Here is a 13972-nt window from a genome sequence, read left to right as displayed (position 1 = left end):
GATCGCCTGGGTGAGGAAACAGGGGTTCCCGGTCTGGCAGCAGTTCTCACACGGGAACCTTCGGTCCCATCATCCCCATCGAGCACGATCGGGAGCGTACGACAAATCCCGCCATTCTGCTTATGAAGCGGCCGAAGTGTCATCATGGCTTCGTGGAACAGGTGGAGCTCCGATTCGACCCGGCCTCGCGAGCCTCGCGAACGCACACGAATCTCTCCGCGTTACGGCACGACGGCAGCGGCTTGTGGGTGGCCGGGGACGAGACCGCCACCATCGAGCACCTCGCCTGGACCGGCGTGAACTACGCGGGTCAGCGCACCTTCCGGCTGGCCGACTACGTACGGCTGCCCGCGGGCCCCGAGGACGAGGCGGACATCGAGGGCCTGGCCAGGGCAGACGGCCACCTGTGGGCCATCGGCTCGCACAGTCTCAAGCGCCGCCGCGTCAAGTCGGCCAAGGACCCGGCCAAGGCCGTCAAACGGCTGGCGACCGTGGTCCGCGAGGAGAACCGCTTCATCCTGGTACGCCTGCCGCTCGACCCCGCCACCAACGCCCCGCTGCCGGGCGCGATCCTCTCGGGCCGGGACAACATCGCCGCCCATCTGGCGGACGACCCGCACCTCGCACCGTTCCTCGCGCTGCCCGGCAAGGACAACGGCCTCGACATCGAGGGCATCGCGGTGCTGGACGAGCGGGTCTACCTGGGACTGCGCGGCCCGGTGCTGCGCGGCTGGGCGGTGGTCCTGGAGATCAGGCCCGTCGAGACCCACCCGGGCCGGCTGCGGCTGCGCGAGCCGTACCGCAAGCACTTCCTGGACCTGGGCGGGCTGGGCGTGCGGGACCTGTGCCCGTACGGCCGCGACGTGCTGCTGCTGGCCGGGCCGAGCATGAGCCTCGACGGGCCGGTGCGCGTGCTGCGCTGGCGGGCCCACCGAACGGGCGAGGTGGTGGCGGCGGACGAGCTGGAGACCGTCGCCGAGCTGCCGTACGGCATCGGCTGCGACCATCCCGAAGGGCTGGCCGTGCTGGCGGACGGCCGGCTGATGATCGTCTACGACAGCCCGTCGCCCGCCCGCATCACCCCGGCGGGCGGCGTCCTGGCCGACGTGATCGAGATCTAGCGTCCGTCACGACCGTCGGCGCCCGTGGCGACCCGCCCATACAGCCACGGCGCGTCGGCGACGAACGTGCACGAACCCGGCTCGATCTCGGTGAACCCGGCGTCCCGCACCACGGGCAGCCCCGCGGCCACCTTCGCCTGGAAGTCGGCCGCCGCCGCGGTGCGCACCGTCACGGCCAGCCCCGCCGCCCGCCACGCGGCGCGCTCGGCCTCGTCGCTGGCCCACCAGGCGAGCTGGGCGGCGTGCCCGGCCTGGGCCATGGCCTTGCCCGCCGACATGGCGAGCTCCGGGTTGGCCCACAGGATCGGCGGCTCGGCGGGCGCGAGGTCGCCGGTGTCGGTCAGCTCCGTGCCCGACACCTGCAACCGGGCGAGGTCTCTGGGCCAGTCGTCGAGCGGCACGGGCGGGTGCACGCGCACCTCGGCCGTACGGTGCTCGACGGTACGGCCGGGCAGCGCCAGCGCCCGGCGCCACTCGGCGCCCCTGGCCCGGCGCACGACCTTGCGGATCCTGCCGGTGGACTGCCAGGCGTGCAGCTCCGCACCCCACTCGCCGGGGTCGTCGAGCAGGCTCAGCACGGCCGTCGCGGCCGCCTCCAAAGCGTCGGTACGCTCGGGCGGCGTCGCTCTCTCGATCCTGACCACCAGCGGCAGGACCATCAACTCTGCGTCACTCATCGCCCTTTAGCATGCCCGATGGCCAGGGACATGCCGGCGGCCAGGAGGCAGAGCGCGCCCGAGACGTACCAGGCCAGGTCGTAGGCGCCCAGGTGGTCGCGGGTGAGCCCGGCGCCCACGGCGGCGAACGCGGCGCCGATCTGGTGCGAGCCGAACACCCAGCCGAACACGACCGCGCCGTCCGCCCCGTAGATCCGGCGGCACAGCGCCACGGTCGGCGGCACGGTCGCCACCCAGTCGAGCCCGTAGAACACGATGAAGATCAGCATGCTGGGCTCGGTCGTGGCCGCGAACAGCCCCGGCAGCACCATCAGCGACAGCCCGCGCAGCCCGTAGTAGACGCCGAGCAGGACCTTCGGATTCACCTTGTCGCTGAGCCAGCCGGAGGCGATCGTGCCCGCGATGTCGAAGATCCCGATGACCGCGAGCAGCCCCGCCGCAACCGGCTCGGCCATGCCGTGGTCGTGCGCGGCGGGGATGAAGTGGGTGCCGACCAGGCCGTTCGTACTGGCGCCGCAGATGGCGAAGCCGCCCGCCAGGAACCAGAACGCCCGGGTCCGCGCCGCCGACCTGAGCACCGTGAGCGCCCGCACGGCCGCGTTCTGCCGGACCGGCGGGGTACGGACCGTGCCGGGCTCCGCCCCCAGCGCCGTGGTGCCCACGTCCTCCGGATGGTCGCGCATCAGCCACCACACGAACGGCACCACCGCCAGCGCGGCCCCCGCCACGGTCAGCGAGGCCACCCGCCACCCCGGCCCCTCGGCCAGCTGGGCGAGCACCGGCAGGAAGATCAACTGCCCGGTGGCCCCGGCCGCGGTGAGCACGCCGGTGACGAGCCCACGATGCCGGACGAACCACCGGTCGGTCACCGTCGCCACGAACACCAGCGCCATCGACCCCGTACCGAGCCCGACGAACACGCCCCAGAACAGCAGCAGCTGCCAGCTCGCCGTCATCAGCACCGTGAGCCCGCTGCCGATGGCCACCAGCAGCAGCGCGAGGGACACCACCCGCCGCATCCCGAACCGGTCCATCAGGGCGGCCGCGAACGGCGCGGTCAGACCGTAGAGCACCAGGTTGACCGACACCGCGAGCGAGATCGTGCCCTTGGTCCAGCCGAACTCCTCCTGCAGCGGAGTGATCAGCACGCCGGGAGTGGCACGGAACCCGGCCGCGCCGAGAATCGCCACGAACGCGACGGCCGCGACGAACCAGGCCCGATGCAGCCGCCTGGTCCGGGTGGTGGTGCTTATGGTCATCCGCTAATCCTGATTTATCCGCACCTGGAGCCGCGAGTGGCCGGATAGCCAATATGTGAAAGAATCCGGCCATGGCCCATCGCATCGCGGTCCTCGTCCTCGATCACTTCGCCCCTCTCGACCTGGGCGTTCCCGGTCAGGTCTTCTGGACGGCGGAGTCACCGGCCGGCGAGAAGCTCTACGAGGTCGTCACCTGCTCCCCCGGCCGGCAGCCCGTGCGCTGCTCGGCCGGATACAGCGTCCTGCCCGACCACGACCTGGACGTCCTGGACACGGCCGACACGGTCCTGGTCCCCGGCATCCACGCGGGCCGGACCATGAAGGACGGCACGATCCAGCCCTACCTGCGCGACGCCCTGCAGGGCCACAAGCGGATCATGTCGATCTGTACGGGCGCGTTCGTCCTGGCCGCCGCCGGCCTGCTGGACGGCCGGCCCGCCACCACGCACTGGCGCGAGGCCCCCCACTTCGCCGAGCTGTTCCCCAGGGTCGACCTGGATCCCTCGGTCCTGTTCATCGACGACGGCGACGTGCTCACCTCGGCGGGCGTGGCGGCCGGACTGGACCTCTGCCTCCACGTGATCAGACGCGACTACGGCACCGAGGTGGCCAACCGGGCGGCCCGCCGCTGCGTCATGCCTCCCTGGCGGGACGGCGGCCAGGCCCAGTACATCGACCGCCCCTTCCCCGACCCGACGGGCACCAGCACCGCCCCGACCCGCACATGGATGCTCGCGCACCTGGACGAGCCACTCGACCTGGACGCCCTGGCCGGCCACGCGAAGATGAGCGTCCGCACCTTCACCAGACGCTTCCGCGAGGAGACCGGCCTGAGCCCGTCGCGCTGGCTGACCAAGCAACGGGTCGACCACGCCAGGCACCTGTTGGAGACGACGGACGCGGGAGTGGAGGAGGTGGCCCGCAGGGCCGGCTTCACCACCACGGTCTCCCTCCGCCAGCACCTCCACGCGGCAGTCGGCGTCGCCCCACTGACCTACCGCCACACCTTCCGCCGCTAGGCCGGTGCCCGTTCTGCGACCCTCCTTGGGACCCCGGCCACCACGGACCGTCACAGGATCCGGGACGGCTGCCCGCAACGGAAGCCACGGTCAACTGAGCGCACGTAGCGGCGCCCGGCCCTGTGCGGGTTCAGCGGGCGTTTTCCTGGAGGCCCTCAGCCATGTGCGGCGGGTGGCGGTGGGTGCGGCTTGCCGTAACGGATGGAAGGGTTTTATCGGACACTCAGTCGAAGAGATCCGGCTGCTCTCGGGTGATCTGGTCGTGGAGGGGCTGGTAGTTGATCCAGCCGACCAGGTCGTTGCCGATCTGCTTGTGCGTAAGGGCCGCGTTGTCCGGCTCGATGGGCACCACCTGCCCGGCCGCCTGCGCGACGAGCTGCACCTGCGCCGAGCGTTCCATCGTGATGAACCACCACGCCGCCGCGTCCACGGTGTCGCCCACGGTCAGCAGCCCGTGGTTGCGCAGCACGACGGCTTTGTTGCCGCCCAGCGCGGCGGCGATGCGCTTGCCCTCCTCCAGGTCCGTCACCACGCCCGTGTAGTCGTCGAAGAGCGAGACGTCCCCATAGAAGGCGCAGGCGTCCTGCGTGATCGGCTCGATGACCCGGCCGAGCGCCGACAGCGCGCGCCCGAAGACCGAGTGGCTGTGCGCGGCCGCCACCACCCCGGGCCGGGCCTGGTGCACCTGCGAGTGGATGGCGAAGGCCGCCTCGTTGACGGGGTAGCGGCCCTCGACCACCTTGCCCTCGTGGTTGACGAGGATCAGGTCGCTCACGCGGACGTGCTTGAACGACATGCCGAACGGGTTGACCCAGAAATGGTCGGTCAGCTCGGGGTCGCGGGCGGTGATGTGTCCCGCGACGCCCTCCTCGAAGCCCAGCTTGCCGAAGATCCGCAGCGCGGCGGCCAGCCGCTCCTTGCGATGCCGCCGTTCCTCCTCGACCGTCTCGAACGTCGGCGGCAGGCGAAAGATCAGGTTCTCCGGCATGAGCCCTCCTCAGAGTCCGGGATCAGGTTAACCGAACCAGGTTCTGACAGCCTCGTCCAGCGAGTCGTCCGGGGTGCCCGCCCAGGCCACATACCCGTCCGGGCGGATCAGCAGCGCGTCGGCGGGCGGCGCCGCGCACGTGGCCGTGACCACGTCGATCCGGCCGCCCCACACGTCCTTCTGAACACTTCCCGCGAGGTCGAGCAGGAGCGGCCGGGCCTCCCGCATGAGTGTGGGGAGAGGCACCGGCTCCAGTTCCAGCTCAGGTACGAAGTGGCCGGTCAGGGGGTGGGCGGGGGCGTCCATGGGACAGGTGACATCCGCGCCCGACATGAGGGCAGATATCCGGCCACGTGCGCTCTTGTCCTGGAGCAGCTCGCCGAACACCTCGCGCAGCGCCGTCACCTCCGGCCCCGGCGACATGAGCGCCAGCTGGGCCTTGCTGTGCATGGTGACCCGCTCGGCGGCCGGCCGGCGCTCCCGGTCGTAGCTGTCGAGCAGGCCGGGCGGCGCCGTGCCGCGTACCGTGGCCGCCAGCTTCCAGCCGAGGTTGGCCGCCTCCTGGAGGCCCAGGTTCAGCCCCGGCGCCCCGACCGCGGAGTGCACGTGGGCGGCGTCCCCGGCCAGCAGGACCCTGCCCGCTCGGAAGCGGTCGGCCATCCGGGTGTTGCGCCCGCTGAGGCGGCGCAGCAGGTGCGGCCCCGGACCGGGCGGGGCGGCCAGCGAGATGTCGACGCCCAGCACTCTGGACAGGCTCTCGCGCAGCTCGCCGAGCGTCATCTCGACGTCCTCGCCGGGATCGTCGCCGTCCCACTCGATGCAGCTGATCATCAGGACCTCTGGGCTTACGGGCAGCAGGGCGTACGCGCCGCGCTCGGTGCGGTACCAGCCGTAGAGGGCGATCGTGCCCACGCCGGGCAGCTCCAGCTCGGCCCGGTCCATCCGGATCGTCGCCTCAGGTAGGACGACGTGGCCGCCCCGTGAGATGACGGACAACGCGTTCACGCCGGGGAAGCCGATGCCGGCCTGCTTCCTGACCGTGCTGTGGGCGCCGTCGCAGCCGACCAGGTAACGGGTGCGCAGCTGTTCGCCGCCGTCCAGTTCGAGTGTGACGCCCGCCTCGTCCTGGGTGAACGAGGTCAGCTCCCGCCCCCGCCAAATCTCCACGCCCAGCTCGCGGGCCCGATCCTCGAGCAGTTCCTCCAGGCGGGCCTGCTTGATGCCCATGCCGTACATCGTGTTGCCCTCGATCTCGGCCAGGTCGAGCGGCAGCGCGCCGAACAGGAACATCGGGATCGGCCGCGGCGGCTCGGCGACGCCCAGGAAGCGCCGGTAGAGGCCGCGCTGGTCGAGCAGCCTGACGACCTGCCCGATGATGCCGTTGGCCTTGGGCGCCTGGCTCCGCTCCGGCAGCCGCTCCAGCACGATCGGCCGCACTCCGGCCAGGGCCAGCTCACTGGCCAGCATCAGCCCGTTGGGGCCACCACCGGCGATGACGACGTCCGCGGTCATTGGGGCGCTCCTTCTGCCGTTGGATTGGGTAGGCCGGTGGCGAGTGGGTCGGGCAGGCCGGTGGCGAGCTGGCGCATCGCCTCTTCGATCAGCGGGAGGAGCGGCACGGCGGGCTCGACGAGCAGCCAGTGGCGGACGGCGGTCTGCGTGGCCGTGATCACCGCCGTGGCGACCAGCTGTGGATAGAGGTCGCGTTCGTGGTCGGTGCCGGTGCGCTCGGCGACGGCCGCGGCCAGCTCGGCGTCGGCGGAGAAGAGCACCCGCAGCGACTCCCCCTCCATCGCGGGCGCACTGGTCAGCAGCCGCAGGGCGGCCCGCACCTCAGGGGCGGGCGGCTGCGTGGTCCGCTCCGCGAGCTGCCACGGCGCCAGCATGGCCCGCGTCACCGCCTCCCAGAGCGGCTCGCCCGGCGGCCTGTCGCGCAGCACCTGCGCCGAATGCCTGGTCCGGTCGACGTGGCGGGCGGCGAGCGCCTCCCACTTGCTGGAGAAGTAGTTGCTGAACGTCCGCGGCGACACCCCCGCCGCCTCGGCGATGTCCTCGACCCGCACGTTGTCCAGGCCGCGCTCCATGGCGAGCTGGAGCGCGGCGGCCATCAGGGCGTCGCGGGTCGCCTGCTTCTTTCGTTCGCGTAGCCCGGTCATGGTCCCCAGACTACAGATTCTTGCGGACTAGGCAAGTTTTCCCATACCGCAACTTTCCGCCGGCACCCTCCGGCGCAGCAGGAGAGCCCCCACCGCCGCTAGCCCCTGAGCCAAAAGCGCTATCTTCCGCCACAAAGGATTCGGGAAAGGGCCTTCCCGAACACCAACGTGAATAAATCTCACCGCCACCGTCCAAGTCCCATCCGGCACTTCCGGCGTTCCCAAGGACATAACCACCCACCCACCTCGCCTTTCGGCAAACGCGAAGAGAATACGCAATACATTTGCGATCTTCAGCTAGGATCAGTGGCGGTTCATTAAACCACCCCGAGTTACGCTTTATAAGCACATGGGCGAACTATGCACACATTGCCTTGATGTCCATTTTGTTCGCATGTGCAGGCGATCACAGGAGAAAGAGACAGGCGCGCTAACCAACTCGGCCGCTTCGGAGTTGGCGCCTGAGGGCCCGACCAGCCAGTCAGTACCACTACGAAGATCGAGAGGCAGCCTAGTGGCCATCACCCCCCGATGCCTTGGGACACCAAGGAAAGAGAACCTCGGGCCGACAAAGCTCCACCGCGAGCAGTTGACGCAGCTCGCCAAGATATTCGAGCAGACCGGCGCCTATTCCAGCATCTGGACCGACAGCAACTACGTCGTGTACGAGTCCGACTCGTCAGCGGACATCGACGACCTCGGCTCGAGGATGACCCCGACGCTGAAGATGGTGCGGATGGTCCGGCGCGACCCCGTCAACAAAGACAAGATCATGGAGTTGACGCTCTCCTCGGGGACGGCTCTGCTGCTCCGCTACCGGGTGGACGAGACGGCGAACGACGCGGCCCGGATCAGGGAGATCTGCAACGAGAAGAAGCGGACCTGGGCGCAGTTCGCCCTCATCCCCGGCCTGGCCGTCGGCACCCTCGCGGCGATCGTCGGCGCGGCGGTCGCCAGCCGCTTCCTCGGCTCGTTCTCGGGGCCGGTGTGGTGGAGCCTGCTGCCGGTCACGATGGTCCCGCTGGTGCTCGGCCTGGGGTTCAAGTACCTGTGGAAACGGCTCGGCGCCGGCCTCACGCAGGCGGTCATCGTCAACGTTCCGGAGGGCTCGCAGGGCGGGTTGCTGGCACGGAAGCGGGATGACCTGATCGTCGCGGTGACCATGTTCGCGCTCAGTACGACCACCAACGTGCTGTTCACCCTGCTGTTGCAGCACAAGTAGGATTCCCGGCATTACCCGCCCGAGTCCCGGGGCTTGGGCGGGAATGACGTGCTGGTGGAAACTAGCCCGGCTCGGACCATCCCCACTGCGGCACCTCTCGGAGCGGGTGGAGTTGGTCGTCGGTTTCGGCATGGGAGTTCTGCATCGCCACCTTCGACCCGAACTCCACATGGGACCGCAACGCCTCCCGGAAAGGCGCGTCCTCCGGCAGTCCGGCCTGATCGGCGGCCGCCATGTACAGCTCGACGAACCGCTGACGCTGCCCCTCGCTGATCCCCAGCCCCCGGTGCGCGTCGATCAGCCTGGAAAACCCGCCCATTTCCCTGGAGAACGTGTCCGGCCCGCCGAAGGTCTCGGCCGTGAACGCCGTCAGATGTGCCACGTGCTGCGGAAGTCCTTGGCCGAACAATGGCTGAAGCAACGGGTCGGACAGGACGCTTCCATAGAAGATGTCGATGAACCTGTGGAGCCCTTCTTGGCCACCTGCGTGCTCAAAGAGAGTTTCCATGATTACATCATTACAGGAACTCTCGGTCAAGCGCTAGATGGCTCCCGAGGCCGAGGTGCGATCCTCGGCAAGCCATCGGCGAGCCGGAGTCCAGACAGGCGATGGAAGCTCCGGTTGAATTGACGTGCTCCTCCACATAAATAGAGGTGGAGGATTCCTGTGCCGCTTATGCAGCAGCACGCAGCGCGGGTGCGGGCGAGACTGTGGGAAATTCTTGCACGCGAACCGCGACTGCGTCTCGCACGATCCCGCCGTGGCGGCTTCTGGGCGACGCCCCGCCCCGGCTTCCGCACGGTCCCAGACGCCGAGGCCATCATGGTGGTGATGTCCAGGTCTTCGACCACGATCGCGCTGCCCGCTGGACAGCCACAGGCCGTGCCGAAGGTGCTCCCCGGTGGACAGGGCCAGGGGCACCTTGATGCCCCTGGTCCATGCCCGCCTTCGGCCCGGTGTGCGGCACGGGGGCGGAGACCAGCAGCTCGGTGCGGAAGGCGATGGTCCACCCGTGGGCGTGTTTCACCAGGCGAGCCCCGGTGATCCCCCCGGACGGTCCGCCCTTGGTGAGGCCGGGCAGGTCTTTGGTCCAGCGGGCCTGGGGGACGTCCACGGCGGAACAGGGAGTGACCTGCGACCTCGATGATCCAGTATCTACGCCCCCGGGCAAACGCCCATGACCGTCCGTTGACAGCGACATAACTACTCAGCGCAAGAATTTAATCACACAAAGTGTTAGCGTGCTGCCCATGCTCCGTCCATACATGAGTGCCCTGGTCCGCAGCCGCGCACTTGATGGGGAAGCGCAGATGCACAGGTCGCTGAGTGGCTGCCAGGGGAATTCTTCACCGTCAGGGCCGCGCCGGCGAATGCGAGCCGCGATGGACGGCTACTGGCGGAGCATCCGACGGGCGACCTCCCTCGGCATGGTGGTGGTGGCGTTCATGGTGCTCGAATGGGCCGCCCTCACCGCCCTGACGCCCGTGCCGGCAGCTCTCGCGGTATCGTCGCACGCCACCACGATCGCGGCCGGGTACAGCCACGCCTGCACGATCCGCAGCGGCAAAGCGTACTGCTGGGGCAGCAACACCAACGGCGAACTCGGCAACAACACCACGTCCGTCAACCCCGTGACCACTCCGGTCGCCGTGGACACGAGCGGAGTGCTGGCGGGCAAGACACTCACCAAGATCGTCGCGGGCCAGTCCTTCACCTGCGCACTGGACAGCACCGGCAAGGCTTACTGCTGGGGCTGGAATCCGTACGGGCAGCTCGGGGACGCCTCTTTCACCCAGCGGACAGTGCCCGTCGCCGTGAGCGTCGCCGGCGTACTCGCCGGCAAAACCCTCACCGAGATCGGCGCCGGCAACTCTTTCGCGTGCGTTCTGGACAACACCGGAAAGGCATATTGCTGGGGGTATGACGGCGAGGGAGAACTCGGGGACAACTCGACCACCAACAAGAACACACCGGTCGCCGTGGTCGCTACCGGCGTACTCAGCGGCAAAACCCTCACCCAGATCGGCACCGGCTACGAGCACACCTGCGTGCTGGACAACACCGGCAAGGCCTACTGCTGGGGATACAACAGCTTCGGGCAACTCGGCAACAACTCCACCACCCAGAGCCTGGTACCAGTGACCGTCACCACGCTCGGTACCGCGATCAACGGCAAGACCCTTACCGAGATAAGAGCCGGAAACTGGTTCACGTGCACCCTGGACAGCGCCGGCCTCGCGTATTGCTGGGGAAACGGCGCCAACGGACGGATCGGCAACAACTCCACCCTAGGAAGCTTGACGGCCGTGGCGGTGACCACTACCGGCGTGCTCTCCGGCAAGACCATCAACCAACTCACCTCAGGCGGCGCCCACGCATGCGCCCTGGACAGCGCCGGTCTCGCGTATTGCTGGGGATACAACAGCACCGGACAACTCGGCAACAACTCCACCACCCAGAGCCTGGTACCGGCGACCGTCACCGCCTCCGGCGTGCTGTCCGGCAAGACCATCACCCAGATCAGCGGCGGGCAGGACTACACGTGCGCCTTGGACTCCACCAACACCGTGTACTGCTGGGGTGCGAACGCCACAGGCCAACTCGGTGATCAAACCACCACTCAGCGCCTCGTCGCCGTGCTGGTCACCTCGCAGCCGCCCACGGCAGTCGTCGCCACACCCGGCGACACCACCGCCGCGATCTCCTGGACCGCGCCGGAATTCCTGAACTCCAGCACCGGCTACACCGCCACTGCCAGCCCGGGCGGCGCGTTCTGCACGACCGCCGGCGCCCTCAACTGCACGATCACCGGCCTGACCAATGGCACCACGTACACCATCACCGTTGTCACCTTGATGACCGTCGGCACGTCGGGCCCCAGCGTCGGCGCCACAGTCGTGCCCGTGGGCATTCTGACGATCACCGTACCGACCTCGGCCAATCTCGGCAGCGCTGTCTCGGGAGACACGATCAGCGTCTCCATGGGCACGGTGACCGTGGCCGACTCCCGGGCAGGGGTTCCCCTCTGGACGGCGACCGTGACCGCCACCAACTTCACCACCGGGGGCGGATCGTCAGCGGAGACCATCACGAACGCCAACGTCTCGTACTGGTCCGGCCCCAGCACCGCCCAATCCGGCGGCGGCACCCGCACCCCAGGGCAGCCCCTCTCGACCCAGAAGGTCGCCCTGTCGGCGCCGTTGACCGCGTTCAGCGGCCGCAAGACATCACTTTTCGCCCAATCCACGGGCTGGCAGCCCACGCTCGTCATCACCATCCCGGACTCCGCCGTCGCGGGCACCTACACGGGCACCATCACCCACTCGGTCGCCTGAGCGCCGTGCCCCTCCATTGAGCCGGCGCTTCCATGGCCGGCCGCGAACACAGAAGATCGACGGCGACCGACGGCAGTTCAGGGCCATAGCGGCTGTTCGTCGCGCTCCCCCGGGCTGCCCGGCACACGAAGCCCGCGCTCGTCTTCAGCTTCCTGGCGCTGGCCGGGATGGTGTTCGCGATGCTGCAGTCGCTCGTCGCCCCGGCTCTGCCGACCATTGCCGGGGACCTGAGGGCCTCGACCGCGGACATCAGCTGGCGTTTGACAGTAACGAGCGTGATCGATGTCCGGCCGACAAGGTCTTCAGATGGCCCGATCGGTCAACGGGAAACGCGTGGGCGAAGCCCACGCCCAATCAAGCGCCCGGAGCGAAGCGGAGGCCCTACAGGGGTCGCGGCCTGCCGCGACTGGAAGCAACGCCTGAGACCCTTGAGCGCGAAGCGCCCCGATGAAGACCTTTGTGCGGGAAGAGTGGAGCTATGGGGATTCGAACCCCAGACCTCCTCCATGCCATGGAGGCGCGCTACCAACTGCGCCATAGCCCCTTGAACCGTCCCCAAGTGTATCCGACTCCCAGCCCCGGCCAGCCGCCGCGCGACCCCGCCCCAAGCAACTGGGCCGCCTCTCAAAGAAGCGGCCCAGCCGGAGAACGGCTACCCCACTGAGCGGGCCTTGTCGATGAGTCCCGCCAGCTCGGTCACCATCGGGTCCTCCGCCGCCCCCGCCAGCCGCTTGGCCTGCTCCCCCAGCGTCGGCAGGTTCAGCCCGAACGCCTCCCGGTCCCGCATGTACACCGCGAAAGCCGCCGCCACCACGTCCACCTGCAGCCGCACCGGCGCCTTCTCCCATACCGAATCGGTCAATGCCCCCACGTCCACCGACTTGCTCGTCTCGGCGGGGTTCCTGGTGTCGGGGTCCTGCCAGCGTACGGTCGCCTGGGCCAGTTGCCCGGTCGCGCCTGGCTTGAGCCGTACCGCGTAGAGAGCCGTGACCGAGTGGCCGGGGCCGATCTCGCCACCGTCCCGGTTGTCGTCGCGGAACTCCTCGGTGGACAGCGCGCGATTCTCGTACCCGATGAGCTGGTAGCCCGCCACCGCAGAGGGGTTGAAGACCACCTGCGCCTTGGCGTCGCGCGCCCGCAGCTCGATCGTGGCTGGGAGCTGCGAGGCGAAGACCTTGTCCGCGTCCTCCTGCGTGCTCACGTAGACGGCGGCGCCGTCGCCGTTGTCCGCCAGCTGTTCCATCAGCTGGTCGCCGTAGTCCCGGCCGACGCCGACGGTCAGCAGGGTGACCTGCCGGCCCGCGTACTCCTTGACCCGGTCCAGGATGGAACGCCACTCGGTGCTGCCCTGGTTGGCCAGGCCGTCGGAGAGCAGGATGACCCGGTTGGTGGCCGCCGGCCGGAACGCCTTGGCCGCCTGCTCATAGCCGGTGACCAGTCCGGCCTCCAGGTTGGTGCTGCCGGCCACGGTCAGCTGGTCCACCGCCGCGTGCAGCTCGGTACGGGCGGCCAGCGGCGTCATCGAGGCCAGCACCGTGGCCTCGTCGCTGAAGGAGACGATCGACACCTGGTCGCCCGGCGCGAGCTGGTCGATCAGCGTGTGCAGGGACTGCTTCACCAGGTCGAGGCGGCCGGGCTCGGCCATCGACCCCGACACGTCGATCACGAAGGTGAGGTTGGCGGGGCGCCGCGCCGCCGCGTCGGAGGCGCGCGTCTGCAGGCCGACGCGCAAAACGGCCTGGTTGTGCGACGGCATCATGGCGCCGTCGACGTGCACGGTGAACCCGTCGTCCCGCGGCTGCGCGTAGTCCTGCCGGAACGCGTTGACGAACTCCTCCGGCCGGATCTGCCCCGGTTCGGGCCAGCGTCCTTCCTGGAGGGTACGGCGGGCATAGGTGTACGAAGCGGTGTCCACGTCCAAAGCGAACGTCGAGATCTGCGCAGCCGACGTGTCCTTCTGTTCCTCGGGAGCGGCAGATGCGCTCGCCCGAGCCTCGGGCTTGGCATCTGCGGGGAGTTCGGGCCCAGACGAAGCCGACGGTGCGGCTCTGGACGAAGCGGGCGCCCGAAGGCCGGAGTCTCCCTTTGTCCCCCCGGGACCGCCGCCGCAAGCGGCCAGTGCCAGGAGTCCAGCAATTCCGACACTGATCGCCAAAGGACGAAATTTCATCGCAACCACCTCCGGCCGTATGAC

General features: G+C 69.1%; 11 protein-coding genes and 1 tRNA gene. 4 read left to right on the top strand and 8 right to left on the bottom strand.

Annotation, left to right across the window (positions count from 1 at the left end):
• The first annotated feature begins 152 nt into the window (after window positions 1–152).
• Entirely contained in the window at window positions 153–1121 is a 969-nt protein-coding gene (locus LDL49_RS00410) for a DUF3616 domain-containing protein (protein WP_225288823.1), read from the top strand.
• Here the strand turns inward: LDL49_RS00410 and LDL49_RS00405 are convergent.
• Complete coding sequence (locus LDL49_RS00405; RefSeq protein WP_225288822.1) at window positions 1118–1798, bottom strand: peptidyl-tRNA hydrolase; 681 nt, start codon at window positions 1796–1798, stop codon at window positions 1118–1120. The two genes, LDL49_RS00410 and LDL49_RS00405, sit on opposite strands and share 4 nt — an antisense overlap.
• Window positions 1795–3057, bottom strand: a complete 1263-nt coding sequence (locus LDL49_RS00400) for an MFS transporter (protein WP_225288821.1) — start codon at window positions 3055–3057, stop codon at window positions 1795–1797. Before LDL49_RS00400 ends, LDL49_RS00405 begins: the two co-directional genes overlap by 4 nt.
• A gap of 71 nt (window positions 3058–3128) precedes the next feature.
• On the opposite strand from LDL49_RS00400, the gene LDL49_RS00395 reads away from it, so the two are divergent.
• Window positions 3129–4076, top strand: coding sequence for a GlxA family transcriptional regulator (locus tag LDL49_RS00395; RefSeq protein WP_225288820.1), 948 nt, complete (start codon window positions 3129–3131; stop codon window positions 4074–4076).
• Window positions 4077–4299: 223 nt separating this feature from the next.
• Here LDL49_RS00395 and LDL49_RS00390 read toward each other — a convergent pair whose 3' ends face one another.
• The 3 genes from LDL49_RS00390 to LDL49_RS00380 are packed head-to-tail and all read right to left on the bottom strand — an operon-like array spanning window position 4300 to window position 7220.
• Entirely contained in the window at window positions 4300–5064 is a 765-nt protein-coding gene (locus LDL49_RS00390) for a class II aldolase/adducin family protein (protein ID WP_225288819.1), read from the bottom strand.
• A gap of 27 nt (window positions 5065–5091) precedes the next feature.
• The gene (locus LDL49_RS00385; RefSeq protein WP_225288818.1) at window positions 5092–6576 is read right to left on the bottom strand and encodes an FAD-dependent monooxygenase; all 1485 of its coding nucleotides are present in this window, start codon (window positions 6574–6576) and stop codon (window positions 5092–5094) included.
• On the bottom strand, window positions 6573–7220 hold the full coding sequence (locus tag LDL49_RS00380) for an acyl-CoA-like ligand-binding transcription factor (protein ID WP_225288817.1): 648 nt from the start codon (window positions 7218–7220) through the stop codon (window positions 6573–6575). Before LDL49_RS00380 ends, LDL49_RS00385 begins: the two co-directional genes overlap by 4 nt.
• A gap of 589 nt (window positions 7221–7809) precedes the next feature.
• On the opposite strand from LDL49_RS00380, the gene LDL49_RS00375 reads away from it, so the two are divergent.
• Window positions 7810–8442 carry a hypothetical protein gene (locus LDL49_RS00375; RefSeq protein ID WP_225288816.1) on the top strand — a complete coding sequence of 211 codons (633 nt, stop codon included), beginning with the start codon at window positions 7810–7812 and terminating at the stop codon, window positions 8440–8442.
• A gap of 61 nt (window positions 8443–8503) precedes the next feature.
• Here LDL49_RS00375 and LDL49_RS00370 read toward each other — a convergent pair whose 3' ends face one another.
• A complete protein-coding gene (locus tag LDL49_RS00370; RefSeq protein ID WP_225288815.1) occupies window positions 8504–8950 on the bottom strand; it encodes a group II truncated hemoglobin in 447 nt (148 codons plus the stop codon).
• Window positions 8951–9825: 875 nt separating this feature from the next.
• On the opposite strand from LDL49_RS00370, the gene LDL49_RS00365 reads away from it, so the two are divergent.
• Entirely contained in the window at window positions 9826–11778 is a 1953-nt protein-coding gene (locus LDL49_RS00365; RefSeq protein WP_225288814.1) for an RCC1 domain-containing protein, read from the top strand.
• Between the two features lie 471 nt (window positions 11779–12249).
• Here the strand turns inward: LDL49_RS00365 and LDL49_RS00360 are convergent.
• Window positions 12250–12322 (bottom strand) — tRNA-Ala (locus LDL49_RS00360).
• 108 nt (window positions 12323–12430) lie between these two features.
• Window positions 12431–13948, bottom strand: coding sequence for a vWA domain-containing protein (locus LDL49_RS00355; RefSeq protein ID WP_263654444.1), 1518 nt, complete (start codon window positions 13946–13948; stop codon window positions 12431–12433).
• Window positions 13949–13972 lie beyond the last annotated feature (24 nt).

Source organism: Nonomuraea aurantiaca (assembly GCF_020215705.1).
GTDB lineage: Bacteria > Actinomycetota > Actinomycetes > Streptosporangiales > Streptosporangiaceae > Nonomuraea > Nonomuraea aurantiaca.
This window is presented reverse-complemented; position numbering and strand designations above follow the sequence as displayed.

Excerpts from the sequence above, each read along its gene's own strand:
- LDL49_RS00405 (WP_225288822.1), bottom strand. The coding sequence starts at position 1,798 with ATGAGTGACGCAGAGTTGATGGTCCTGCCGCTGGTGGTCAGGATCGAG.
- LDL49_RS00400 (WP_225288821.1), bottom strand. The coding sequence starts at position 3,057 with ATGACCATAAGCACCACCACCCGGACCAGGCGGCTGCATCGGGCCTGG.
- LDL49_RS00395 (WP_225288820.1), top strand. The coding sequence starts at position 3,129 with ATGGCCCATCGCATCGCGGTCCTCGTCCTCGATCACTTCGCCCCTCTC.
- LDL49_RS00390 (WP_225288819.1), bottom strand. The coding sequence starts at position 5,064 with ATGCCGGAGAACCTGATCTTTCGCCTGCCGCCGACGTTCGAGACGGTC.
- LDL49_RS00385 (WP_225288818.1), bottom strand. The coding sequence starts at position 6,576 with ATGACCGCGGACGTCGTCATCGCCGGTGGTGGCCCCAACGGGCTGATG.
- LDL49_RS00380 (WP_225288817.1), bottom strand. The coding sequence starts at position 7,220 with ATGACCGGGCTACGCGAACGAAAGAAGCAGGCGACCCGCGACGCCCTG.
- LDL49_RS00370 (WP_225288815.1), bottom strand. The coding sequence starts at position 8,950 with ATGGAAACTCTCTTTGAGCACGCAGGTGGCCAAGAAGGGCTCCACAGG.
- LDL49_RS00365 (WP_225288814.1), top strand. The coding sequence starts at position 9,826 with ATGGACGGCTACTGGCGGAGCATCCGACGGGCGACCTCCCTCGGCATG.
- LDL49_RS00355 (WP_263654444.1), bottom strand. The coding sequence starts at position 13,948 with ATGAAATTTCGTCCTTTGGCGATCAGTGTCGGAATTGCTGGACTCCTG.